14 protein-coding genes are annotated in these 26,258 nt (G+C 70.3%); 6 read left to right on the top strand and 8 right to left on the bottom strand.

Annotated features, from left to right (window positions below; all coding sequences use genetic code 11):
• Window positions 1-42 precede the first annotated feature (42 nt).
• The gene (locus tag ACWY4P_RS02310; RefSeq protein WP_456208398.1) at window positions 43-1,647 is read left to right on the top strand and encodes an amidase; all 1,605 of its coding nucleotides are present in this window, start codon (window positions 43-45) and stop codon (window positions 1,645-1,647) included.
• A 14-nt stretch (window positions 1,648-1,661) separates the two neighbouring features.
• Here ACWY4P_RS02310 and ACWY4P_RS02305 read toward each other — a convergent pair whose 3' ends face one another.
• The 6 genes from ACWY4P_RS02305 to ACWY4P_RS02280 are packed head-to-tail and all read right to left on the bottom strand — an operon-like array spanning window position 1,662 to window position 6,807.
• Entirely contained in the window at window positions 1,662-2,561 is a 900-nt protein-coding gene (locus ACWY4P_RS02305) for an acyl-ACP desaturase (RefSeq protein ID WP_456208397.1), read from the bottom strand.
• A complete protein-coding gene (locus ACWY4P_RS02300; RefSeq protein WP_456208396.1) occupies window positions 2,558-3,427 on the bottom strand; it encodes an SAM-dependent methyltransferase in 870 nt (289 codons plus the stop codon). Before ACWY4P_RS02300 ends, ACWY4P_RS02305 begins: the two co-directional genes overlap by 4 nt.
• The gene (locus ACWY4P_RS02295) at window positions 3,424-3,714 is read right to left on the bottom strand and encodes an acyl carrier protein (RefSeq protein ID WP_456208395.1); all 291 of its coding nucleotides are present in this window, start codon (window positions 3,712-3,714) and stop codon (window positions 3,424-3,426) included. Before ACWY4P_RS02295 ends, ACWY4P_RS02300 begins: the two co-directional genes overlap by 4 nt.
• Window positions 3,711-4,241 carry a PaaI family thioesterase gene (locus tag ACWY4P_RS02290; protein WP_456208394.1) on the bottom strand — a complete coding sequence of 177 codons (531 nt, stop codon included), beginning with the start codon at window positions 4,239-4,241 and terminating at the stop codon, window positions 3,711-3,713. The genes ACWY4P_RS02295 and ACWY4P_RS02290 overlap by 4 nt, the downstream gene beginning before the upstream one ends.
• Entirely contained in the window at window positions 4,238-5,104 is an 867-nt protein-coding gene (locus tag ACWY4P_RS02285) for a ferritin-like domain-containing protein (protein WP_456208393.1), read from the bottom strand. Before ACWY4P_RS02285 ends, ACWY4P_RS02290 begins: the two co-directional genes overlap by 4 nt.
• Window positions 5,101-6,807, bottom strand: coding sequence for an AMP-binding protein (locus ACWY4P_RS02280; RefSeq protein WP_456208392.1), 1,707 nt, complete (start codon window positions 6,805-6,807; stop codon window positions 5,101-5,103). The genes ACWY4P_RS02285 and ACWY4P_RS02280 overlap by 4 nt, the downstream gene beginning before the upstream one ends.
• Before the next feature lie 388 nt (window positions 6,808-7,195).
• On the opposite strand from ACWY4P_RS02280, the gene ACWY4P_RS02275 reads away from it, so the two are divergent.
• Both ACWY4P_RS02275 and ACWY4P_RS02270 read left to right on the top strand, forming a co-directional pair.
• Window positions 7,196-13,966 (top strand): SDR family NAD(P)-dependent oxidoreductase, encoded by a 6,771-nt coding sequence (locus ACWY4P_RS02275; protein ID WP_456208391.1) that lies wholly within the window; start codon window positions 7,196-7,198, stop codon window positions 13,964-13,966.
• On the top strand, window positions 13,959-19,841 hold the full coding sequence (locus ACWY4P_RS02270) for an SDR family NAD(P)-dependent oxidoreductase (RefSeq protein ID WP_456208390.1): 5,883 nt from the start codon (window positions 13,959-13,961) through the stop codon (window positions 19,839-19,841). Before ACWY4P_RS02275 ends, ACWY4P_RS02270 begins: the two co-directional genes overlap by 8 nt.
• 15 nt (window positions 19,842-19,856) lie before the next feature.
• Here the strand turns inward: ACWY4P_RS02270 and ACWY4P_RS02265 are convergent, their stop codons facing one another.
• Window positions 19,857-21,059: a cytochrome P450 gene (locus ACWY4P_RS02265; RefSeq protein ID WP_456208389.1), complete on the bottom strand. Its 1,203-nt coding sequence runs from the start codon at window positions 21,057-21,059 to the stop codon at window positions 19,857-19,859.
• A 264-nt stretch (window positions 21,060-21,323) separates the two neighbouring features.
• Here ACWY4P_RS02265 and ACWY4P_RS02260 point away from each other — a divergent pair, with 264 nt between their 5' ends.
• Complete coding sequence (locus ACWY4P_RS02260) at window positions 21,324-22,001, top strand: type 1 glutamine amidotransferase domain-containing protein (protein WP_456208388.1); 678 nt, start codon at window positions 21,324-21,326, stop codon at window positions 21,999-22,001.
• Window positions 22,002-22,147: 146 nt separating this feature from the next.
• On the opposite strand, the gene ACWY4P_RS02255 is transcribed toward ACWY4P_RS02260, so the two are convergent.
• Complete coding sequence (locus tag ACWY4P_RS02255; RefSeq protein ID WP_456208387.1) at window positions 22,148-22,672, bottom strand: protein kinase domain-containing protein; 525 nt, start codon at window positions 22,670-22,672, stop codon at window positions 22,148-22,150.
• Between the two features lie 473 nt (window positions 22,673-23,145).
• On the opposite strand from ACWY4P_RS02255, the gene nhaA reads away from it, so the two are divergent.
• Window positions 23,146-25,026 (top strand): Na+/H+ antiporter NhaA, encoded by a 1,881-nt coding sequence (gene nhaA / locus ACWY4P_RS02250; RefSeq protein WP_456208386.1) that lies wholly within the window; start codon window positions 23,146-23,148, stop codon window positions 25,024-25,026.
• Window positions 25,027-25,173: 147 nt separating this feature from the next.
• Window positions 25,174-26,160: a hydroxyacid dehydrogenase gene (locus ACWY4P_RS02245; protein WP_456208385.1), complete on the top strand. Its 987-nt coding sequence runs from the start codon at window positions 25,174-25,176 to the stop codon at window positions 26,158-26,160.
• Window positions 26,161-26,258 lie beyond the last annotated feature (98 nt).

The following is a 26,258-nucleotide window of genomic DNA, read 5'->3' as shown; positions in this document are numbered from 1 at the left end:
GCCGGGGCGCCGGCCTATAGTCGGCTGATCTTCATGAGGAGCATGAGGACGCGGAGCACTGCCACGCTGATCGCCGCCCTGGTCGCGGGTTCCCTTTGCGCAGGCGCGCCGCATCCGCGTGCGGAAGCCGCTGAAGCCGACGTCGTCGTTTCGCCGCCGCCCGGTGTGTCCGCTGGACTGGGCGTCGACCTCGACACGGTGACGATCCCGGAATTACAGGTACGCATGGCGGACGGTTCACTGACCTCGTCGGCGTTGACAACCGCCTACCTGCGGCGGATCAAGGCCATCGACCCCAAGATCAACGCAGTGTTGCGCACCGACCCGACGGCCTTGCGGCAAGCGGCCGCCAGCGACGCCAGGCATCGAAGCGGCGACACCCGGGGCCCGCTCGACGGTATCCCCGTCCTGCTCAAGGACAACGTGAACACCCGCGACACGCCCACGACGGCCGGGTCGCTGGCACTGGCCGGCAGTCCGCCCGGCATCGACGCCGCCCTCGTGGCCCGACTGCGGGACGCGGGGGCGGTGATCCTCGGCAAGACCAACCTGTCCGAGTGGGCGAACTTCCGCGCGGCGAAGCCGACGTCAGGGTGGTCGGCCGTGGGCGGGCAGACCAACAACCCGTACGTACTGGACCGGAATCCGTGCGGGTCCTCCGCCGGTTCGGGCGCCGCGCTCGCCGCATCGTTGGCGCAGGTGGCGATCGGTACCGAGACGGACGGCTCCATCGTGTGCCCGGCCGGGATGAACGGGGTGGTCGGCCACAAGCCCAGCCTCGGCCTCGTCAGCCAAGCCGGAGTGGTCCCGATCTCCGCCGAGCAGGACACCGCGGGGCCCATGGCGCGCAACGTGATCGACACCGCGCTCACCTTCTCCGTGCTCAGCGGCAGCGACACCTCGCGCCCAGGCGGCCTGGCCGGCCTCCCGGACGAGCTGACGCACTCCAGCGGTCTGCGCGGCAAACGGATCGGCCTGTGGCGGCTGCCCTCGCTCGGACCGGAGGTGGACGCCGTGATGACCCGTACGGCCGAGAAACTGCGTACGGCAGGGGCGGAGGTCGTCGAGGTGACACCCCCGTACCAGAAGCGACTCGCCGAACTCGAGTTCCCGGCGCTGCTGAGCGAGTTCCACCGGGACATCGACGCCTATCTCGCCACTCGCGACGGTCCGCGGAACCTCGCCGAGTTGGTCGAGTTCAACCGCACCCATCCGGCGGAGCAGACCTGCTTCGCCGGCCAGGAGCTGTTCGAGCAGGCCCTCGCCGCACCTCCCACCACCGACCCGGAATACCGGGCCATGCGCGCCGAGCTGAAGGACCTTTCCCGGCGTTCCATCGACGAGACCATGGCCGCCCATCAGCTGGACGCCATCGCCGCGCCGACGAACCCGCCCGCCTGGACGACTGACTGTGCGCGGGGCGACAACGATGTAATCCCGTCCTCAACCCCCGCGGCCGTGGCCGGCTACCCGTCATTGTCGGTGCCCGCCGGGTTTGTGGACGAGCTGCCCGTGGGCCTGCTCCTGATGGCCGGTGACCACGAGGACGCGGGGCTCCTGTCGCTGGGGGCCGCGGTGGAGCGGCGACTTCACGCCTGGCGAGCCCCGCGCTACCTGCCGACGCTCGGGCCCGACGCCTCCAGGTGAGAGGTGTGTGGTGGTCAGACGGTACGGATGCGGTGGATGAACTCGGCCAGGTCGGCCGCTGACGCGCTGCCTCTGGTGGTGGTGAAGTTGTTGACGAGCCGGAGCAGAGAGCTGTACGCCTCGGTGTGGTTGTAGGACACGGCATCCGCGACGCTCAGTGACCACCGCCAGTATCCGTTGAGCGTGCCTGCCAGGGGCATCCGGAAGGTGGAGAGCACGTCTTTGAGATCCGGTATTGTCGCCGCGAGTCCGTGCCGCGTGATGTAGGCGGTGAGGATTTCGGTGTAGAAGGCGAAGTGCCGGGCCTCGTCCCTGGCCAGTCGGTGGAGCAGGTCTCGCAGCACCGGTTCTGTGGCGACCGCCTTGAACCGCTGGTAGAACAGTTGAGTGGCCTTCTCCTGGACCAGTGTGTAGGTGAATGCCTGGACCGGGCTCTCGTAAGGCAGTGTGAACTTTTTCCTGCCCTCCTCGGCCAGCTCCCGCATCAGCGTGTCGGGATCGCTGATACCGGCCTCGATTTGGTATCTGGTCAGGACCGAGGCGTGCCGTTCCTCTTCGTTCGCCCAGGAGATCAGAAACCGGAAGTACTCGCGGTTGAAGCAGAACTCCTCGATGGCAAGGTCCTCACCGGACTCACCGGACTCACCGGACTCACCGGACACCGGGAAGGCGTCCAGGAAGTAGCTGAGATACCCGGGGATGTGGTCTTCGATGAAGGTGATGAACCGCACGACCGAGCGGTCGGTCGCGGTGAGTTTCTCCGGCCGTAGTGTTGCCCAGGGCAGCTCGTCGATGGACCAGTGCTGCGTGTCGGCGCGGCTCACCGCCTTCCGGGTCAGTTTCCCGATCTCCGCGGGGTCGATGGAGGGCCGGAGCGGTTCCGGAGGGGATTCCGGCGGCGCGGTTTCGTTCATGGTGCCTCCGTCGGGCCCATCCGGGATTTCTGTGCACTCAGTGCGTAGTGCTTGGTGGTGTAGCCCCAGCCGGCGTTGGCCGTCCGGAGATATCGGATGAGTGGCTCGCTCATGCCCGGTGCCGCCCGTTCGACGCGGTCGCGCGCGGCGTGGACCCGCTGTTCCCACTCCTGGATGGTGCGGTGGTAGTGCGCGGTGAGATCGGAGAGCGCGGTGAGGCTGAAGCCGGCCGATTCCACCGCTTCCACGAGTGTGGAGAGCGGCACCATATCGGCGAACCCGAAGATGTCCTCGGTGACGTGCTTGGTGCCCGGCCGCCGCGAGAACTCTTCATAGGCGGCGCGGTTCCGGAAGCAGCTTTCCGAGAGGTACAGCGACCCGCCGCGGCGCAGCAGTTCGTAGACCTTGCGCAGCACCGCGGTGCGGTTCGGCATGTGCACGATCGAGCCGACCATGGTGATCGCGTCGTACGGCCCGGTCACCTCGACGTCGGTGAAGGAGCCGGACTTCAGCGTGATCAGGTCCGCCACCCCCGCCGTCTCCGCCTGGGCCCGGATGTACTCGAGCTGTGGGCGTGAGGGGGTGACGCCGGTGGCGTGGCAGCCGTACTCCTGGGCCATGAACAGGATCAGGCTGCCCCAGCCGCAGCCGATGTCGAGCAGCCGCTCACCGCCGGTGAGCCCGAGTTGCCGCGCGATGAAGTGCAGTTTGTCCGTCTGTGCCTGGTCGAGGTCGGTGTCCTGGTCGGTGTACAGCCCGGAGCTGTACTTGAGCCGTCGGTCGAGGTAGATGCCGAACAGCTCGGCGGGCAGCTCGTAGTGCCTGTTGGTGGCCTGGTATGCCGCTTGGGGGGTCACGGTGGTCATGGCGTCGTCAGTTCTCCGCTGACGTATGTGTGGACCAGGGTGACCAGTTCGTCGACGGTGTCGGCGGCGAAGACGGCCTGGTCGTCGAACTCGATGTCCCACCGGCGCTCCAGTTTGGAGACCACCCGCAGTAGTTTCATCGAGTCGGCGCCTGGCAACGCCTTGAGGGCGTCGGCGAGACCGATCTCGGCGGGGGAGACCTCCAGTTCGGTGGCGAGATACTCGGTGGTGATGGCGGCGATCTGCGCGCGGCTGGTGGGCTCGTGGCCGGTGAACTCGGCGGTCATGACTCTCCCGTCCCGTGGTCGAAGTAGTGCCGGACGCGGCCGAAGGCGGCATCGTCGAGCTGCATGAGGTTCCTGGCTTGCTGGGAGCGGATCGGCTGGTAGGTGCCGGTGGCCATGACGTGCAGTTCGCCCCCGGCCCCGGTGATCTCGGCTTGGGTGTGCAGCACTCCGTTGCCCTGGCCGCTGATCCGCGCGACGGTCAGATACGGCTCGCCCACCGAGAGCGGCAGCAGCATCTTGCTGCGCAGGGTCACGGAGAACGCGAGCAGGCCGTGAACCAGTGCGAGGGTGTCGCCCATCACCTCGTCCAGCAGCACGTTCACGATGCCGCCGTGCACGATCCCCGGATAGGAGGCGTAGTTCTCCGAGAATGTCGTTTCGGCGGCGTGGTCCCCGTTCGGCAGCCGCTTCATGCGCAGTTTGAGCCCGATCGGGTTGCGCGGCGAGCAGCCGAAGCAGTTGAAGGAGGGCTCCGCGTGCCAGGGAAGTTCGATCGCCTCGCCGGTGGTGTGCTGTGCGGTGCTCATGCGGGGACCTTGTTGTTCAGCGACTCCTCGGCGATCGCCCGCCGTACGTCGGACATCTTCGTCAGCGTGTGGCCGGTGAGTGTGGAGAAGTACTTGAACAGCTGCTCGCAGCACTTCGCCCATTCCCTGCCGTCCTCGTCCACCTCGGCGAAATAGGCGAACATCTCGTCGATGGTCTCGTGGTTCTCCAGTTCGGGCAGGTTGCCCTTGAACCGGCTGACCGGATGGCGGTACAAGTCACGGGTGGTGCCCATGTAGATGTACAGGGTCTCCACGACCGACGCGCATTCCTCCGGCCGTGCGGCCAGCTGCTGCGCGGTGTAGTGGACGAACTCGCGCGCGTGCCGCGCCTCGTCCCCGCTGGCCTTCCTCAGGATGGCGGCGAGGACCGGCTCCTTCATGCTGCGGGCGACGCATTTGTACGCGTGCGTGGCGAGGACCTCGCAGATGACGTTGGTGGCCAGGGTGGCTGCCCTGGTGACCCCCGGTGGGTAAGCCTCGCGCATCGAGGCGATCGTGCGGTGGTCGATGCTGTGGCCCGCCAGCTGCAGCCAGGTCTGGAAGGCGAGGTGGTGCTGGATCTCCTGGTAGCCCCAGATGGATGCGAACTGCGAGAAGTCGTAGTCCATGGCGAACTCGTTGAGCAGACCGTGGGTCGCGGCGATGACGTTCGACTCGCCCACGATGGCTCCCTTGGCGAACACGATGTGTTCGGGCAGCACCAGATCGGCCCGGAACTCCTCCCATGGGATGTGGTGCAGCTCCCAGGTGGCGTGCTGATAGTCGGCGAACACCCGGGCGCTGTGCATCCGGTCGTCCGCGAGCAGGGGGACCCCGGCCGGCGACTGTGTTCTGCTGTTCACACCCGTTCTCCTCGGTCTGGACTTCCGGTGGCGGGGTACGCTTTCTCGCTGTCGCCGCCAGCGGCGGTGACGCGCCGCGCGGCCAGCACGCGTTGCCACTTTCCACTGGTGGTGCGGGGGAGCCAGCGGGGTTTGACCGCGTAGACCCGCACCTGGGACAGGTCCAGCTCGGCCGCCACCCGTCTGCGGACTTCCTTGAGCACCGGGGCGGGGTCGTCATCGGTCTCCACGATGACGCCGATCCGCTCGCCGCCCTCGGCATCGGTGTCGGAGAAGGCGACGCAGCGGCGGCGGTAGACGCCCGGCACGGCGCGCGCGACGTTCTCGACATCGTCGGGGAAGAAGTTCTGCCCGTGCACCACGACCATTTCCTTGCGCCGCCCCGTGACGTACAGGTCGCCGTCGAGCAGGAAGCCGAGATCGCCGGTACGCAGCCATCCGCCTGCGAACACCTCCCGGGTCGCCTCGGGGGCGCGGAAGTAGCCGGTGGTCACCGGCTCCCCGGCGATCTGGATCTCGCCGAGCGTGCCGTCGGCCGCCACCGCCCCGTCGTCGCCGACGATCCGCAGCTCGATGCCGTGCACCGCGCGGCCCACCGAAACGACTGGTTTGGCCGCGGGCGCGGCCTCGTCGACGGCACGCGCGACACCGGCCCTGGCGAGCTCGTCGCGGTCCACCGTACGGACCTTCGCGGTGTCTCCGGGGACGGGGTAACTGATCGACAGGGTGGCCTCGGCCATGCCGTACACCGGGTACATCACCGAAGGCCCGACGCCGCTGGTCGCCAGTGTCTCGGTGAACCGCCGCACGGTGGCCGAGTCGACCGGTTCGGCGCCGTTGAACGCCAGCCGCCAGCTGGACAGGTCGAGCGCGGCGAGTCGCTCCGCCGGCACCTTGTCGAGCAGGTAGTCGTAGGAGAAGTTGGGTCCGGTCATCACTGTTCCGCAGTGTGCGGCGAAGTGTTCGAGCACCGTGCCCGGCCGCCGGAGAAAGGTGGTCGGCGAGAACGCGTGGACGTCGGCGCCGTTGAGCCAATGGGCTTGCAGGCCGATGAGACCCATGTCGTGGAAGGTCGGCACCCACTGGACGAACACGTCGTCCGGGCTGAAGGCACCCGAGACCACGCAGGCACGCAGGCCGGCCATGGTCGTCCGATGGGGCAGCATCACGCCTTTGGGCAGGCTGGTGCTGCCGGAGGTGAACTGGACGACGGCCAGCGAGTCGGGATCGACGGTGGGCAGCGTGAGCGGGCTGCCGGTGCCACGGGGCGACGGCGGGGGCACCAGGGCCACATCGGTGGTCATCGTGGTGAGTTCGTGGCCGAGCTCGTCGTAGTCGGGGTCCAGTACGAGGTGGCGTAGGCCCGCGACGTCCGCGATGCGTGCGAGGCGGCGCGCGGTGTCTCGTGGGTCACTGAAACCGGCCTGGACCGGCAGCACACTGACCGCCGCCCCGGCCCGCCAGAGCCCGAAGAGCGTGGTGAAGAACCGGGCGGCGGTGGGCACCAGCACGCCCACGATGTCACCGGGCCGCACCCCGGCGCGCAGGAACTCGTGCGCCGCCGCGGCCGAAGCGACGTCGAGGTCCGCCGCGGTGATGTCGTCGCCGGCGGTGGGAAATCTCGCGCGGGAGTCCGGTGAGGCTTTCGCCAGCAGGGTCAGGCTTTCTCCCAGGGTCTGTCCGTCCAGCAAGGAAGGTCGCATGGGTCGCTGCACGCTGATTCCCCTATCGCGGGTCGAAGACCAGATTCATGCATTCCGGACCCTTAATTGATGACGCAAACGATCAATCCTGAGTGGGTAATCCGAAGCGCTTTTGAGTCGGGCAATGACAGTTCTGGAGATCTCATCATGGCATGGCTGTGCAGGGCGTAGCGCCGCCGACGGGAATGACTAGGAGATCTGCTAAACACCCGCTCCGCCCAGATGCGGGGCTTGGAAGCGCTTGACCGGAAAGGTTAGCCTGCCGGTCCATTGCCTCTTCCTGGGAATACCCGCGTATTCGCAGGTATTCCCGCCAGCGATACGTGTACGGCCCGTGTTCGGCACGATTCGGCCCGACGGTGAGACGGTGAACAGGACAGGTGGTTCCATGCAGCCCGGCAGTACTGCTCGCCTGGTGCCGGTCGCGGTGATCGGCTCGTCCCCTTGCCCCCCAGGGGTTCCGCCGGCCGAAGCGGCTCGGCGGGCGCTGGAGAACGCCGGGATCGTCCCGGACCGGCTCCGGGAGGTGGCGGCCGGAGTGTTCGCCATGGCGCAGGCCGACCTGATCGCCGCCGAACTGGGCGTGATCGGGCCCGCACTGACCTTGGACGTCCTGCCTGCCGGGGTGGTTCACCTGGCCTGCCAGAGCATTCACACGGGCGAGTCCGCACTGGCACTCGCCGGGGTCGTGTCACCGGATGGCAGCAGCGGATTCCTTGTGCTGAAGCCGGTTCCGGCCGCGGTGGCCGAAGGCGACCCGATCCACTGCGTGATCGACGGCTGCGCGCTGGGCCGCGGTGCCGTCGTACGGCAGGCCTGTGCGCGCGCCGAGGTGGAACGCGACGGGATCCACTTCTGGTGGCGGGGCGACTACCACGCGGGTGAGGCCGCGCCGGACGGCCTGTTCGGCGGTGGCGAGCCGGGCGGCCGGCCCGAGGACGCGGTGACGGCTCTGCTGGAGATGCCCGTGCTGCTTGGCCGGAGACAGGTTCCGGTCCCCGGTGTCCGGCCCGACCTCGACCGCCGTCTCACCGCGGTGCACAGTTCATCGGACGGAGCGGGGACGGCCTGCGCCTTGGTGCTGTCGGAACCGCCCGCGCGTCCGTCGCCGTCGGCGAGGACGGCGGTCCCGGCGCTGCCGTTGCTGCTGTCGGCAGACAGCGAAGAGACGCTGTGCGGCAAGGCGGAGCGCCTGCGCGCCCATCTGACCGAGCCGGAGAGCCCGGACCTGCTCGATACCGCGCACACCCTGGCGGTCGCCAGGCCGCACCTGCCGCATCGCGCGGTGGTCCTCGGCGCCGACCGCGCGGAACTTGCCGATGCCCTCGGCGAACTCGCCCTGGGCCGGGGCGGCGCGGGCAAGGCCGACGCGGGGCGCAAGGTGGCTTTCCTCTTCCCCGGCGAGGGCGGGCAGCGGCCGGGCATGGGACGCGAGCTGTATCCGCTGTTCGACGTGTTCGCCGACGCGCTGGACGAGGTGTGCGATCACCTGGACGCGGTTGCCGCCTGGTCGGTGCGTGATCTGCTGCTCGGTACCGGAAACGCCACCGAGGTCGCGCCGGCCGACGAGGCGCTGTACACCCAGGACGCGCTGTTCGCCCTTCAGGTGGCGCTGTTCCGGCAGTTCGAGCACTGGGGCGTACGCCCGGACTTCGTGGTCGGGCACTCGGTCGGGGAGCTGGCCGCGGCGACGGCGGCCGGGGTGTTCTCCCTGCCCGACGTATGCGCGCTGCTCGCCGAGCGGATCCGGCTGTTCCGGGAGAAGACACCCGTCGGCGGCGCCATGGTCGCGATGCGTGTCTCCGAGGCCGAGGCCCGGGAGTCGCTGGCCGGACTCGAGCACCTGGCCGGCATCTCCGCTGTGAACGCCCCGAACTCCGTCGTCGTCTCCGGGGACCGCGAAACCGTGCTGCGGATCGCCGGACTGTGGTCGGAGCGGGGACGCAAGGTGAAACGGCTGCCGGTCGACCGGGCTTTCCACTCACCGCATATGGCGGCGATGGCGGGCGACTTCGAGCAATTCGTCCGCGGCCTCGGCCCGCGACCGCCGCGCATGCCGATCGTCCCGGTGCACAACGCGCTCGGATCAGACCCCGGTGTCGTGTGCCTGCCCGAATACTGGGGGGCGCAGGTGCGCGGCACCGGGCATTTCCTCCAATGCGTGACCAGCCTCGACGCGGCCGGCGTGAACACCTATGTGGACATGAGCGCGAACGGAGTGCTGGCCGCTCTGGTCGAGGAGACTCTGCCCGCGCCTGCCGCGGCGAACGCGCATGTCACCGCCGTGCTGCGGGGCGGCCAGTCCGATCTGCGCGCCGTGCTCGGCACGCTGGGCGGGTTGCACACCCACGGTGTCCCGGTGGACTGGCCCGCCGTCATCCGCGGCTGGGGTGGCTGGCGCACCCACCTGCCGACCGACGTGGCACAGCCCTCCCGCGCCGTATCCGCCGTATCCCGGTCGACGGATCTGCGGCGGCTGATCCGGACCGAAACCGAGGCGATGATCGAGGGCGGCTACGGTCCGGACCGATCGTTCCTCGAACTCGGGCTCGACTCCCTCGCCGCGGTGGAACTGGTGAACCGGCTGCGGAAGCGGACCGGGCTCAAGATCGCCACTGCCGCGCTGTTCGATCACCCCACCCCGAACCGGCTGGCCGCGCACCTGGAGCATCGCGCACCCCGGCCGGTGGCCGCCCGCCCCCGCCGGACCGGCCCGGACGAGCCGATCGCCATCGTCGGGATGAGCTGCCGGTTTCCCGCAGGGGTGCGATCGCCGGAGGACCTGTGGCGGCTGCTCGCCGCGGGCCGCCACGTCATATCGCCGATGCCGGAGGACCGTGGCTGGGACCTGGCCGGGCTGTACGACCCGGAGCGGAAACGCCCGGGCACGAGCTATGTGCGTCAGGGCGGGTTTCTCCACGACGCCGCCGAGTTCGATCCCGCGTTCTTCGGCATCGGCGGACACGAGGCACTCGAAATGGACCCGCAGCAGCGGCTGCTGCTCGAATTGTCCTGGGAAGCGTGTGAACGGGCCGGCATCGACCCGGTCACCCTCCGCGGCAGCGACACCGGGGTCTACGCCGGACTGTCCCACGGCCAATACGGCACCGGCTCCGGGTACCCGGACATCTGGCTGCGACCACATCTGGCGATCGGCACCGGGGCCAGCACGGCCTCCGGCCGGATCTCGTTCACCTTGGGCCTGAACGGGCCCAATCTCGCGATCGACACGGCGTGCTCGTCGTCCCTGGTCGGGCTGCATCTCGCCGCCGCCGCGCTGCGCCGTGGCGAGTGCTCGCTGGCGCTGACGGGCGCGGTGACCGTGCTGTCGTCGCCCATGGTGTTCGTCGAGTTCAGCCGCCAGGGCGGGCTCGCCCCGGACGCGCGGGCGAAACCGTTCGCCGAGGGCGCCGACGGCACCGCCTGGGCCGAGGGGGGTGGGATGTTCGTCCTGGAGCGGTACTCAGACGCCCGCCGCAACGGCCACCCGGTGCTCGCCCTGGTCGTGGGCTCGGCGGTCAACTCCGACGGCGCGAGCAACGGGTTCACCGCGCCCAACGGCGCCGCCCAGCACCGGCTGCTGCTCTCCGCGCTCGCCGACGCCCGGCTGCGACCGTCCGACGTGGACGTCGTCGAGGCGCACGGCACCGGGACGATGCTCGGCGACCCGATCGAAGCCGGTGCCCTCCTGGAGGCATACGGGGCGCACCGGCCGCCGGACCGCCCGCTGCTGGTGGGCTCGTTGAAGTCCAACCTGGGCCACACACAGGCCGCGGCCGGCGCGGCAGGGGTGATGAAGATGGTGCTGGCCATGCGGCACGGGATGGTCCCGGCGACCCTGAACGTCGACCGGCCAAGCCCGCATGTGGACTGGGACGCCGGGCTGCGGCTGGTGACCGAGGACACGCCGTGGCCCGAACACGGCCCGCTCCGGCGGGCGGGCGTGTCGTCGTTCGGGATCGGCGGGACCAACGCCCACGTCATCCTTCAGCAGCCGCCCGCCGAGCCACCGGCTCCGATGGAGCCCGTGCGGACCGTCCGGCCGCTGTGGACCATCTCCGGCGGCTCGCAAGCCGCCCTGCGCGCCCAGGCCGGACAGCTCACCGCGCACTGGGACGCCCATCCCGATCTCGACGAGCGCGACATCGGCTTCTCGCTGACCACGACACGCTCCGCGCTGACCCACCGAGCCGTGCTCACCGGCGGTGACCGGGACCGGCTACGGCGCTCGCTGGCCGCGCTGGCAGCGGGCCGACCCGACCCCGACCTCACGGTCGGCGTGGCGGCCGAGGGCGGCTTGGCCTTCCTGCTGACCGGCCAGGGCAGCCAACGGGTGGGCATGGGACACCGGCTGTATGCGGCGTATCCGGTCTTCGCCGAGGCTTTCGACGAGGTGTGCGCCGGCCTGGACCTGCCGGTGAAGGAGACGGTGTTCGGCACGGACCAAGAGCTGCTCGACCGGACCGGGTTCGCGCAGACCGGACTCTTCGCCTTCCAAGTGGCGCTGTTCCGGCTGTTCGAAAGCTGGCACATCCGGCCGGATCTGCTGCTCGGGCATTCCCTCGGCGAGCTGACCGCCGCCCATCTGTCCGGAGTCCTGTCCCTGCGGGACGCGTGCACGCTGGTCGCGGCGCGGGGTTCGCTCATGCAGGCGTTGCCCGAAGAAGGGGCGATGTACGCGGTGGCGGCCGCGCAGGACGAGGTCGCGGAGCTGCCACCAGGCGTGTCGTTGGCGGCGGTGAACGGCCACCGGTCGGTGGTGCTCTCCGGTGTCGAGGAGGCGGTCGCCGCCCTCGCGGAGCGGTTCCGCGCCCAGGGACGCAAGACCACGCGCCTGCGGGTCAGCCACGCGTTCCATTCCTCCTTGATGGACCCCATGCTCGACGAGTTCCACACGGTCGCCCGGACCCTGGCCTACCATCCGCCCGAGATCCCCGTCGTGTCCGATCTGACCGGGCGCCTCGCCACCACCGACGAACTGTGTTCCCCCGAGTACTGGGTCGGCCATGTGCGCGGCACGGTCAGATTCCGCGAGGGAATGCGGACCCTGGAGGACGAGGGCGCCACCACCTTCCTGGAGCTGGGACCGGACACCACGCTCACCGAGATGGCCGCAGACTGCCTCACGGAAACCGCCGACGCGGCGGCGATCCCCGCCCTGCGCCAGGACGACGTGCTCGGCGCCGTCGCGGCGCTACAGATCCGTGGCCACGGGCCCGACTGGTCGCGGTGGTACGCCGGGAGCGGGGCGAAGCGCGTGGACCTGCCCACGTACGCCTTCCAGCGCAAGCGGTTCTGGCTGATGCCCGACGCGGCCGAGAACCGCTCCCAGCAGACGGCCCGGGAAGCCACGATGGACCGGCTGCGGTACCGGATCGGTTGGCAACCCACGGCGGACCGGGCCCCTTCCCCGCGGAACTGGCTGATCGTCCACTCCGACGCCCTCCCCGTGCCGGAACCGCTCGGCCGTACGCTCGGCTCCCGGACACTGTCCCTCGGCATCGGCGCGGACCGCGCGGAGATCGCCGAGCGTCTCGCATCCGTCACGAACGGCGAACCGGTCGACGGGGTGCTGTCCCTGCTGGCACTGGAGGAACGGACTCCTCCGGACACGCCCGGAGTGCCCGGGGGACTCGCGCTGACCACGGCGCTCATCCAGGCCATGGGAGACGCCGGCCTGGACGTGCCCTTGTGGTGCGCGACGCAGGGAGCGGTGTCCACGGGCCACGGCGACCGGCTCAGCAGCCCGGTACAGGCCATGGTGTGGGGACTCGGCCGGGTCGCGGCGCTGGAACACCCCGGGCGGTGGGGCGGACTGGTCGATCTCCCCGCCACCGTCGATACACCAGCGGCCCAACGGCTGGCCGGCATACTCTCCTCCGCGGATGACCAGGCCGCCGTCCGTGCCTCCGGAGTGTTCGTCCGGCGTCTGCTGCGCGCACCCCTTCGAGCCGGACACCCGCGCGACTGGCCCTTGCGCGGAACCACCCTCATCACCGGAGCGTTCGGCGCGCTGGGCAGGCGCGTCGCCAGGTGGCTGGCCGCCGAGGGCGCCGAACGGCTGCTCCTGACAGGCCGGTACGCCAGTGATCCCGAGCTGGTCGCCGAGCTGACCGCGCTCGGTGCCGAGGTCGACACCGCCGCCTGCGACGTGGGCGACCGGGAAGCGGTGGCAGCCCTGCTCGCGGGGATCCCCGAGGACCGCCCGCTGACCGCGATCGCGCACGCGGCCGGGGTACTCGACGACGGCGTGATCGACGCGCTGGACCCGCAGCGGCTCGCACGGGTCCTGCGTGCCAAGGCCACCGGCGCCAAGAACCTCCACGAGCTCGCGGGGGAGCTGAAGGCGTTCGTGCTCTTCTCCTCCGCCACCGGCGCGGTCGGCAACGCCGGCCAGGCCAACTACGCGGCAGCCAACACCTACCTCGACGCGCTGGCCGAACAACGCCGCGCCGACGGACACGCGGCCACGTCGGTGGCCTGGGGGCCGTGGGGGGCCGGAGGCATGGCGGTGGACGGGACGGACGCACAGATCGTGGGCACGCGGCTGCGCCGCAACGGCATGACGGTGCTCGACCCGGACCTGGCGATCGCCGTACTGGCCAGGGCCTTCGCACACGACGAGTCCGGGCTGGTGATCGCGGACATCGACTGGGCGCGGTTCCTTTCGGCGCTCGCCACCACCCGGAACAGCCCGCTGTTCGCGGAGCTGCCGGAAGCACAGCAGAGCAAGGCCGCCTCGCCGCCCGCGGAGGTCTCCTCGCTCGTCCGGCGGCTCGCCGGAATGTCGCGGGCCGAGTGTGTCCGTACGCTGCGCGATCTGGTGCGCCAGAACACCGCCCAGGTGCTCGGGCACGACTCGGCCGCGCAGATCCAGCCCGGAAAGCCCTTCCATGAGCAGGGGCTCAGCTCTCTGGGCATTGTCGAACTGCGCAACCAGCTCGGTGCGCAGACCGGCCTGCGGATGCCCGCCAGCGCGCTGTTCGACCATCCCACCCCCTCCGCGCTGGCCGGCCACCTCGCCGCGGAACTCGCCCCGGCCGCCGCTCCACCGGAACGCACCCCGGAGGCGGAGCCCGGGACGACGGATCTCGAGGCCATCCTGAGCCACGCCGAACGGGAACTCTCCCGGGCCGGAGAGGACCGCCTCGATGACTGACGACGGCAGGCTGCTCGACACCGTGCAGCGCCTCACCACCGCGCTGCGGGACACCCGGGAACGCCTGCGCGCGGCCGAGGCCGACGCCCGCGAGCCGATCGCCATCGTGGGGGCGGGCTGCCGCTTCCCCGGCGGAGTGAACGACCCGGAAGGGCTGTGGCGGCTGGTCAGCGAGGGCCGGGACGCCGTCACGTCCTTTCCCGCCGACCGCGGCTGGGCGGACGAGTTCACCGGCGCGGGGGCGTTTCTGTCCGACCCGGCCTGGTTCGACGCGGGCTTCTTCGGCATCGGCCCCCGCGAGGCCCTGTCGATGGACCCGCAACAGCGGCTGATGCTGGAAATCACCTGGGAAGCGGTGGAACGGGCCGGAATCGACCCGCTGTCCCTGCGCGGCTCCCGGACCGGGGTGTTCACCGGCACCAACGACCAGGACTACCGCAGCCTGTTGGGCAAGGCCAGCAACCACAACGAGCACGGTGACCACCTGGCGACCGGCACCGCGGCCAGCGTACTGTCCGGGCGAGTCGCCTACCTCCTCGGACTGGAGGGCCCGTCGGCCACGATCGACACCGCGTGCTCGTCCTCGCTGGTGGCGTTGCATCTGGCCGTCCGGTCGCTCCGCTCAGGGGAATGCGATCTCGCCCTGGCCGGGGGCGTGGTCGTGCTGTCCACCCCCGGACTGTTCGCCGCCTTCCAGCGCCAGGGCGCGCTCGCCCCGGACGGCCGCTGCAAAGCGTTCGCCGAGGCGGCCGACGGCGTGGGCTGGGGCGAGGGCGCCGGGGTCGTGCTCATCGAGCGGCTGACCGACGCCCTCGCCCACGGACACCCGGTGCTGGCCGTGGTGCGGGGCACCGCGATCAATTCCGACGGTGCCTCCAACGGGCTGACCGCACCGAACGGGCTCGCGCAGCAGCGGGTCATCCGCGACGCGCTGGCCGACGCCGGGCTGCGCGGCCGGGATGTGGACGCCGTCGAGGCCCATGGCACGGGGACCCGGCTCGGCGACCCGATCGAGGCGTCGGCGTTGCAGGCGGCGTACGGTGGCGACCGGGCGACCCCGCTGGCCATCGGGTCGGTGAAGTCGAACATCGGGCACACCCAGGCTGCCGCCGGTATCGCCGGAGTGCTGAAGACCGCGCAGGCACTGCGACACCGGACGCTCCCGAGGACACTGCACGTGGACAGCCCGTCGTCGCAGGTGGACTGGGACTTCGGCGTGGTGGAACTGCTCACCGAAAGCCGCCGCTGGCCGACGAGCCCGGGCCGCCTTCGGCGCGCGGGAGTGTCCGCGTTCGGAATCAGCGGCACCAACGCCCACGTGATCCTGGAAGAGGCGCCGCCCGCCGAGGCGCGGACGGCCGCGGCAGCGCCCGCGGCCGCCGAGGGGGAGCCGCTGCCGTGGGTGCTCTCGGCGCGCACCGATTCCGCGCTGCGCGCCAAGGCGAGGCAGTTGCTCCCGCATGTGGACGGCAGGGACGCGGCAGGCGTCGCACACGCGCTGGTCACCTCCCGCAGCACGTTCGAGCGCCGTGCCGTGGTGCTCGACACGGATCCCCGGGCCGGCCTGACCGCGCTGAGCCGCGGCGCCATCGCGCCGGGCCTGATCACCGGCACCGCCGACCTGACGGGCAAGGTGGTGTTCGTCTTTCCCGGCCAGGGCGGTCAGTGGGCGGGAATGGCCGGCGACCTGCTGGAGACCTCGCCGGTGTTCCGGGAGCACATCCACCGCTGTGCCCAGGCGCTGGCGCCGCATGTCGACTGGGACCTGTCGGCCGTACTGCGGCAGCAGCCGGGCGCGCCCTCGCTGGAGCGAGTGGACGTGGTGCAGCCGACGCTGTTCGCGGTCATGGTCGCACTCGCCGGCCTCTGGCGCTCCTGCGGCATCGAGCCGGATGCCGTGGTGGGCCACAGCCAGGGGGAGATCGCCGCGGCCCACGTGGCCGGCGCACTGTCCCTCCAGGACGCCGCGTTGGTGGTGGCCCGGCGCGCCAAGGCGCTGACACGGCTGTCCGGCAGCGGCGGCATGGCTTCGGTGGAGCTGCCTGCGAACGAACTGTGGCCACGGCTGGACGAGAGGCTGTGCGTCGCGACGGTCAACGGACCGCGGGCGACGGTGGTCGCCGGAGACAGCGACGCGCTCGACGTTCTGCTCGCGGACTTGGCCGAGTCCGGCGTACGGGTGCGGAAACTGCCGGTGGACTACGCGTCCCATTCGCCTGAGGTCGAGCTCATCCGCGACCACGTCCTCACCGAGTTGGCGCCGATATCGCCGAAGGCCACGGACATCCCCTTCCACTCCGCGGTGACCGGCGCCGTGCTCACCGGGACGGAGCTCGACGCCGGGTACTGGTACCGGAACCTGCGCCTGCCGGTGCGGTTCGACGAGGCCATCGCCGGGCTCGCGGTGCCGGAACACTCGTTCTTCGTGGAGGTCGGCCCGCACCCCGTACTGGTCCCGGCGGTCCTGGAGGCCGTCGGCGACAAGGCCGTGGTCGTCGGATCGCTGCGCCGCCGGGAAAACGGCCGCAGGGCGCTTCTCTCCTCGCTCGCCGAGCTGTACGTCCGCGGTCTGTGTCCGGGGTGGACGGCGTGGGCAGGCCCGGACACACCCGCGTTCACCGAACTGCCCACCTATCCGTTCGAACGCAAGCGATTCTGGCTGACGCCGGGTGAGTCCAGGAGCGGTGATCATCCTGTCCTGGATCCGGTGATCGAGCTGGCGGCGAGCGACGAGCTGGTGCTGACCGGACGACTGTCGGTGGCGTCGTCCCCGTGGCTGGCCGACCACCGCGTGCTGGACGAGGTGATCCTGCCCGGAACCGCCTGGCTCGAGTTCGCGCTGCAGGCGGGCGCCGCGGCGAACTGCGCCACGGTCGAGGAACTCACCCTTGCGGTGCCACTGGTGCTGCCGGACGAGGGGGCCGCGACGGTGCAGCTGCGCGTCGGCGCACCGGATGGCACCAGGCGCCGCACACTGGACCTCCACGCGAAAGTGGACGGCGCGGGCTGGGTGCGCCACGGCGAAGGTGTGCTGAGCCCGGCACCCGCCGAGCCCGAGGTGCTGGAGGAGTGGCCACCCGCCGGAGCGGAAGTGGTCCCGCACACCGGGCTCTACCCCGCGCTGGTCGACCACGGGCTGCGCTACGGCCCCACGTTCCAGGGTCTGCGCACCGTGTGGCGGCGCGGTGACGCGGTCTTCTGCGAAGTGGCCTGCCCGGTGGACACCCGCGGCTTCGTGGTCCATCCGGCGCTGCTCGACTCCGCTCTGCACGCTCTCGGATTCAGCGCCTCGGCAGGTGGCGAGGCCGGAGAAACCAACGGACCGGTGCTCCCGTTCACGTGGACCGGTGTCACCGCGCACGCGGCTGGGCCCTCGACGCTGCGGGTGCGGCTGTGCGGGTCCGTCGATGACGGCGTGCGGCTGACCGTGACCAGCAGCGAGGGCGCGCCGGTGTTGTCGGTGGACTCGCTGGTGCTGCGCCCGGCGGCCGTACGAAGCGATGCTCCGCGAGACGCGCTGTTCCGGAACAGGTGGGTCGAGGTGCGCCCCGCGGGCGGCCTCGCGGCGGAAACCATGGTGGCCGTGGGTTTCGAGACCAGCCATTTCCCGGCTTTTCCCGATCTCCCGGCGCTGGAAGAGGCGGTCACCGCGGGTCTGCCGGTGCCGGGCGCGGTGCTCGTCGCCGGCTCCCGCGGTACGGTCCGGGAATCCGCACACCGCGCACTGAGGCTGGTCCAATGGTGGAGTGCGCGCCCGGAGTTCGCCGCTTCCCGGCTGGTGTTCCTCACCTCGGGCGCGGCGGCGGCCAGGCCCGGCGACGACGTCCCCGACCTGGCCGGCGCGGCCGTCATCGGCCTGGTCCGGTCGGCGCAGACCGAGGAACCCGGCAGGTTCGTCCTGCTGGACGCCGACGAGATCACCCCGCAGACGATCACCGCCGCCCTGGCCGCCGATGAACCGGAGGTCGCCCTGCGCGGCGGACAGGTGCTGGCGCGCCGCTTGGTGCGGGTCGTCCCTCGGGCCCCCGGAACGTTCGCCGGGCCTGAGGACACCGTACTGATCACCGGTGGCACCGGCACGCTCGGCCGGCTGCTGGCCCGCCACCTGGTCACCGCGCACGGGGTGCGGCGGCTGGTCCTGGTCGGCCGCCGGGGCCACGCGCCCGGACTGCGGGACGAACTCAGCGCACTGGGCGCCACCGCCACCGTGGCCGCCTGCGATGTCGCGGACCGGACGGAACTGGCCCAACTGCTCGGCGCACACCGGCCGACGGTCGTCGTCCACGCGGCCGGGGTGCTCGACGACGGGGTGGTGACGACCATGACGCGGGACCGCGTCGACGCCGTCCTGCGGCCGAAGGCCGAGGCCGCGCTCGCCCTGCACGAGCTGACCCAGGACCTGCCACTGACGTCGTTCGTGCTGTTCTCGTCGGCCGCCGCCACCGCGGGCAGCGCGGGCCAGTCGAACTACGCCGCCGCCAACGCCGTACTCGACGCGCTGGCGTACCACCGGCGCGCACGAGGGCTCCCCGCGGTCTCGCTTGCCTGGGGCCTGTGGCAGGAACGCAGCGACATGACCCGCCATCTCGACGCGACCGCCAACCCACCGTCGACCACCGACTCACTGTCCACCAAGGAGGCATTGGCGCTGTTCGACGCCGCGGCCGCACTCGCCGACCCGGTGCTGGTGCCCGCCCGGCTCGACCTGCACGGCCGCCAGGCCAGGCCCCTGCTGCGGGAGCTGGTGAACCAGCCGGAGACCCCGGAGGAAGATCTACGTCAGCTGCTCGACCTCCTGGGCGAACCGGAGCGCGAACGGGCGCTGCTCGACCTGGTGCTGGACAAGGTCGCGCTGGTCCTCGGACACGGCGGCACGGACGAGCTCAGGCCTCACGCCGGGTTCCTGGAGATGGGCGTGGACTCACTGGCCGCCGTCCACATCCGCAACCACCTCGGCCACGCGCTCGACGTACGGCTGCGAGCGACCGTCACCTTCGACCATCCGACACCGCTGGCGCTGGTCCGGCATCTGGCGGAGGTGCTGGACCGGGCCGAGGACGACCCCGTCCCGGAGGAGCCCAGCGAGACCGTCGACGAGCTGATCGCCCGGACCAGGGCCACCGAATGGGCGGAAACGCGCGGCTACTTCACCTCGCTGGCCGACCTGCCGCAGATCCCGCGACCGACCCGGCTGGCCAGTGGCCCGGAGGGGCCGGCACTGGTGTGTGTCACCTCGGCCATAGGCACCTCGGATCCGGTGCAGTATGCGCGCCTGGCGAAGCCGTTCCAGGGCGAGCGGGACGTCTGGGCCCTGCGGCAACCGGGATTCCACCGCGACGACGCGCTCCCACAGACCCCCGAGCTGCTGCTGAAGACACACGCCGCCAGTCTGCGCGCGGAACTGGGAGAGCGGCCCTTCGTGCTCGCCGGCCTGTCCTCCGGCGGCCTGATCGCTCACATGCTCGCCCGGTACCTGCACGACCAGGGCACCCCGCCCGCCGGTGTCATCCTGCTGGACAGCTACGCCCCCGGCGAGGACGAACGGCTCACCCTCTTGGCCCCCGGTCTGCGGGGGGAACTTCAGCACCGGGCCGACGACCCCGACTCCGCGGTGCCCAGCGACAACAGCTGGGTCACCGCCATGCTGCACTACGAGAAATTCGACTGGCCGTTCACCGATCTGCCGGCCCCGGTGCTGTTCGTGCGCGCGGGGGCCCCGCTGGAGAGCTGGCCGGCGGACTGGAACTGGGAACCGGTCTGGCCGTTCGACCACACCGCCGTCACCACCCGCGGCAACCATTTCACCATGCTGGAGGAACACGCCCCGCATACGGCGGCCCTGATGCGCGACTGGATGCGGGCCACCTTCGGCTGAGACCGGGGACCCGACTCAGCGCACCAGTCTGAGCGGCAGCTCTTCCAGGCCGCGGAAGCTGACGTTCGGCCGCCAGACCAGGTCGTCGCGGGTGAGCTCGATCGTGGAATACCGCCGCAGCAGCTCCGTCAGCACCATGGAGGTCTCCAGCTTCCCCAGCGCGGCACCGATGCAGTAGTGCGGCCCACCGCTGAAAGCCAGCGTTTTTACTCCGGTGCGCGTCAAGTCGAGGCGGTCGGGATCAGGATAACGCTCCGGGTCACGACTGGCCGCCCCGAAGAGCAGCATCACCTTGGCCCCCTCGGGGAGGGTGACGTCTTCCAAGGAGACGTTTTCGGTCAGGATTCTGGAGACAATCTGCACGGGAGGGTCGTATCGAGTGACCTCGTCGATGGAGTCGGTGATTATTTCTGGGTCGTCGCGCAGCAATCGCAACTGGTCGGGATGGCGGAGCAGCGCCAGGAGGCCGTTTCCAATCAGATTGACGGTTGTCTCGTGGCCTGCCACGAACAAGAACTGAACATTGGCGATGATCTCCTCCTCGGTCAGCCGACCGCCATCCACCTCGGTGTGCAGGAGGAGAGACAGAATATCGTCTCGCGGCGTTGATCTGCGCTCTTCGAGATGGCCGGCGACATACTCTCGAAATTCCACTTCTGCCGCATTCATGTCGACCGCGTCCTCGGCGGTTATCGAGGGGTCGATCACGCGGCTTATTTGCTCCGTCCAACGGCGGCACTGGTCTCGATCGCTCGCGGGAAGACCGAGAAGTTCGCAGGTCACAGTCACCGGAAGGGGTAGGGCAAGACTGTGGATGAGGTCCGTCTCACCTTCGCCCACGGCGCCGAGCAGCCGGTCCGTCTCGGCGGCTATACGCGGCCGCAGCCGTTCCACGGAGGCCCGGGTGAAAACCTTGCTGATCACGCCGCGGATCCGTCGATGGGCGGGGCCGTCGAGCATGAGCATCCATTTACGTACGCTCTGCACGAGAGGGCTGTCCGGGCCACCGCGGCGGTTGGCCCATGTCCGGTCCCGATAGAACTCGCTCGAAGCTCCCGGCGCGCGCAGTACGGTATCCACATCGGCGTAGCGTGACAGAACCCAATACCCGAAGTGTGATTGATGGATCGGATCTTTCTCGCGCAGGTGTCGGTAGATGGGATATGGATCCGTGCGCACCGACGGATCTCGCGGATCGAAAATTATTGTCATTTCCATCCCGCCTCTGTGTGTCGCCTGTATGCCGCTTGGTTTACTGACTGAGACATAACACTTTCCAGAGACGCGCAGCTAGTGTGCGGGGCCTGGACTAGGGAAAGTGCTATTCCGGCACCGGCGGCCGACGGAACGCGTGCCATCGGTTTTTCGATGGCTGCGGGACGATCCTTCCATTGGCCGCCCATGGGTGCGTCGCTCTACTCTGCGGGGACGCCGAGGGGTCGGGGAGCGGCCCCCTCGATCGGAAGCGCAGAGGAGACCGCCATGCCCGGCACCCGAAAGATCCTGTTCGCCCTGACCAGTCACCAGGAACTCGGCGACACCGGCCGGACCACAGGCTTCTACCTGGCCGAGGCCGCGCACCCCTGGAAGGTCCTGTCCGACGCCGGTTACGAGGTCGACCTGGTCTCGGTCTCCGGGGGCCGTCCGCCGATGGACGGCGTCGACCCGTCCGATCCGGTCCAGAAGGCCTTCCTCGACGATCCGCGCATCGCGGAGAAGTTGGTCGCAACGGCTCGGCCGGAGGACATCGCCCCCAGCGACTTCGACGCCATCGTGTACGTGGGTGGTCACGGCACCGTCTGGGACTTCCCCGACAGCGCCGGCCTCGCCCGCATCGGGCGTGACATCTACGAGGCCGGGGGGACGGTCGCCGCGGTGTGCCACGGTCCGGCGGGCCTGGTCAATCTCAGGCTGTCCGACGGGGCGTACCTGGTCGACGGCAAGAACGTGGCGGCCTTCACCAACAGCGAGGAGGCCGCGGTGGGGCTCACCGATGTGGTGCCGTTCCTGCTACAGAGCAAGCTTGAGGAGCGGGGCGCCAAGCACACCGGCGCCCCCGACTTCGAACCGCATGTGGTCGTCGACGGCCGCTTGGTCACCGGGCAGAACCCGGCCTCGGCCACGGCACTTGGGGAAGCCCTCGTCAAGGTCCTCTCGTGACAGGTGTCAGATGCTCAAGGTGAGCTGCGAGAGGTCAGAACGTAGCTGTGCCGGTGTCGGCCTGTCCTTCGGATCCTTCGCGAGCAAGCTGATGAGCAGCGGGCCCAGGGGCGACCCCGCGCGTTGAGGGGTGAGCGGTGGGTCGGTCAGGACGGCGGCCATGGCCGCCGTCGGGCCCGGCCCGCCGAAAGCGGCCAGCCCTTCAACGGCGTAGAAGAGTGTGGCGCCAAGTCCCCACAGGTCGGTGGCGGGTGAGCTCTCCAGCCGAGTCCATGCGCTTCCGTCAGCACATCGAGCATGTCAAGGCCGATCGCGGCAACCCGTGCGGGAGGCAGCGGCCCCTCGCGCTCCACCATCTTGTGCAGCGTCACCGCCTTGACCATTTCCATCACGATGAGCACCGAGTCCTCATCCACGAGGACGTCGTGGACGGTCACGGCGCTCCTGTGGTCGAGTTGGGCGGCGGCCCGGGCCTCGCGGAGCATGCGGGCTCGCATCGTTCCTCTCGCGTCGGGAGAGAGCCCAGAGGGCGGGAGGAGCTGTTTGATCGCCACCTGCCGCCCCAGCACCCTGTCCTTCGCTCGCCAGACCACGCCCATGCCGCCGCGGCCGAGTTCTTCCAACGGCGTGAACCGGCCCGATGACAGGGTGACGGCACCGGGCTCGCGCATGGTCAGGGTCGGAGGTGGTGGCGAGTGAGGCTGCGAAGCGACGCCGATGGGCGGCTGTGCTTCCCATTGGCGCTGCTGTCGGCGACGTCGGATCGCCGGGAAGACGGCGAACAGGATTAACAGGGCGAGTAGACCGGCGAGACCTCCCGCCCGGTCTGGAGGACCGCGCCGCCGCACCTCTTTTCCGGGCCTGCGGCGGCGACGAGCACCTCGCCGCGCACCCTGGGCGTTCGCCCACGGACCGGGTGACCTGAGGCCCGCATGCCGTCCGGAGCCGCGCGCTTCCGCAGGGTGATGGCCACCACCCCCGGCGGGCAGGGCCGCCGCGCATGTCGGACACTTGGAGCACGACGCGAGGTAGAAGTGAGCACCGTCATTACAGAGCCGCTGAACGACTGGAAGAAGGCCTTCGACGGCCACCACGCCGACGACATGGCCACGCTGTCCGGGCAGGACACGGTGCGCGGCTGATCATGTCCCCCGAGGCCACCGACTACACGAAGCAGACCGCGTGCGCCGCCGACTCGCACTCCCCGCTCCGTGACTTCCTGCGGACCGAAACCGGCAGCGCCGCCGTCCTGGTGACGGCGGCGCTCGCCGCGCTCATCTGGGCCAATGTGGCGCCCTCGGCCTATGAGGCGTTCTGGCACACGAACCTTTCGCTGCGGCTCGGCTCCCACGGCATCGCGCTCGATCTGCGCGAATGGGTGAACAGCGGGCTGATGACGGTGTTCTTCTTCGTCATCGGCCTGGAGGCGCGGCGCGAGTTCGACATGGGGGAACTGCGTGAGCGCAGCCGACTGGCCCTGCCGGTCGCCGCCGGACTGAGTGGCATGCTCATACCGATCGCCGTCTACCTCGCGATCAACGCCGGCCACGGATCGGCGCAGGGCTGGGGCGCGGCCATGTCCACCGACACCGCCTTCGCCCTCGGGATCCTCGCCGTGGTCGGCCGGCGCATGCCCTCCGGACTGCGGATCTTCATCCTCACCATCACGGTGGTCGACGACTTCCTGGCGCTGGCCGTCATCGCCGTCGTCTACAGCGGCGACCTGTCCGTCCCGGCGCTGCTGGTGGCCCTGGGCATCTTCGCCGTCGTCCTGCTGGTGCGGCGCATGGGGGTGCGCCATGGCGCCGTCTACGCGGTCCTGACGGTGGTGGCATGGGCCGCCCTGCTCGAATCGGGTGTGGATCCCGTGGTCATCGGGCTGGCCATGGGGCTGCTGACGTACGCCTACCCCGCGGCGCGCAGCGACCTGGAGCGCGCCACCGGGCTGTTCCGGCTGTTCCGTGAACAGCCCACGCCCGAGCTGGAGCGCACGGTACGCGCCGGCCTGGCCTCCGCGATCTCACCGAACGACCGCCTCCAGCAGATCTTCCACCCGTGGGCCGGCTACGTCATCGTGCCCCTCTTCGCCCTGGCCAACGCCGGCATCCCGATCAGCGGCGAGCAGCTGTCACGCGCGTTCTCCTCGCCGGTCACCCTCGGCATCCTGCTCGGCTACACCCTTGGCAAGCCCATGGGTGTCATCGGTGCGTCGGCCCTCACCACCTGGCTCAGCCGCGGCCGCATCCGGCTGCCGGTCGGGTGGGGGGCCGTCGCCGTCGGCGGCTCTCTGTCCGGAGTGGGCTTCACGGTCTCCCTGCTCATCGCCACCCTCGCCTTCGACGGAACACGCCTTCAGGACGCCAAGATCGGCATCCTGAGCGCCGTCCTCTGCGCCTTCGCCATCAGCTGGCTGATCACCCGCGCCATCGGGGCGCTTCCGCGAGAAGCACAGCTGCGAGCCCTGCTGGGCAAGGCCGAAACGATCGTCGACCTTGCCGTACCGGTGGACCCCGAGCGCGACCACGTGCGCGGACCCCGCGACGCCCCGGTGACCGTCGTCGAGTACGGCGACTACGAATGCCCCTACTGCGGCGAGGCCGAGCCGGTCATCCGCGAGCTCCTCGGGGACTTCGGGGATGTGCGCTACGTATGGCGTCACCTCCCCCTGACAGACGTGCACGTCCACGCCCAACTGGCCGCCGAGGCCGCCGAAGCGGCGGCCCTCCAGGGCGGCTACTGGGACATGCACGACCTGCTGCTCGGCCACCAGGGCGCCCTGCGCTTCGACGACCTGCGCGGGTACGCCGCGGACATAGGTCTGGACGTGGCACGCTTCGAGCGGGACATGCGCTCCCGCGCCGGTGCGGCCCGCGTCGCGGAGGACGTGGAATCGGCGGACCTCGGCGGCGTGGCGGGCACCCCCACGTTCTTCGTCAACGGGCGCAGACACCAAGGGGCGTATGACATCGCCGGACTGTCCGCGGCGGTGCGCACGGCCCGTGAGCGGGCAGCTGTGAGCGCCTAGGCGTACGGAGCGGTCCCACGAGCCGTTGCAGAGAAAGGCCCATGCCGTCAAGGTATCGCGCAATGCGAAATCGGGCTTGGACGGGCATAACCGCGGGTCCTACGGTCATGACAGCCATCGCAGGAAGATCCGGTCCGAGGAGCAAAGGTGTCCAAACTCGCCGTCGTCATGACCCCCGAGCGTGCCGCCGACGTATGCGGTCCCGACGCCCGGCGTCTGATCGAGGAACACTTCGAGGTGACCTGGGCCAAGGACAGGCTCGACGACCAGGAAGTGGCCCGGCTGGCCGCCGACTGCGACGTGTTGCTGACCAGTTGGGGCACCCCGCACCTGGACGCGTCGATCTGGGCCGACGGCGGCGGCCCCAAGGTGGTCGCCCACGCGGCCGGCACGGTGAAGAAACTCATCGATCGCGAGGTGCTCGACCAGGGCGTCACCGTCTTCTCCGCCGCGGGTCGGATCGCCTGGTCCGTGGGGGAGTACTGCCTGGCCGCGATGCTCACCCTCGCCCGCCGCCTGCCGCGGTTCGACGCCGCGGTGCGCGGCGGCGGCTGGAAGCAGAAGGACTTCAGGGGCGGCGAACTCACCGGCCGCTCCGTGGGCATCGTGGGAGCCAGCTCCACCGCACGTGCCCTGATCACCCTGCTGAAGCCCTTCGGCTGCGACGTGGTGGTGTACGACCCCTATCTGGACGAGGCACGGGGCGCCGCGCTCGGTGTCCGTACCGCCACGCTGGCGGAGACGCTCGGCTGCGCGTTCGTCTCCCTGCACGTACCCGATCTGCCGGCGACCCGGGGGATGGTGACCAGGCAGCTCATCGAGGCGATGCCCGACGGCACGATCGTGGTCAACTCCTCGCGCGGCCCCGCCATCGACCAGCCGGCGCTTCTCGACCACGTCCTGTCCGGCCGGCTCCTCGCCGCGCTGGACGTGTACGACCCCGAGCCCCCGAGCTTCGGCGAACCCGTGCTGAGCTGCCCGAACCTCCTGTTCACCCCGCATATCGCGGGGGACACCACGGAAGGGCATCTCGCGCTGGCCGGGTATGTGCTGGCCGATGTCGTGGACTGGCGCGACAAGGGCGTCCGCGGCCCGAGCTACGTCGATCCCGCCGCATGGCCGACCGCCGCATGACCACCTGCCTCTGAGCCTCGTAGCGCACGTACGGCCCGCAGCGCACCTGGCGCCGTCTGCCCGCAAGGGCGGCGGGGCGTTCGCAACGCGCGCCGGCC

The organism is Streptomyces sp. LZ34 (assembly GCF_053890475.1).
The sequence above is the reverse complement of the archived record's forward strand: the minus strand, read 5'-3'. Positions and strand labels throughout refer to the sequence as shown.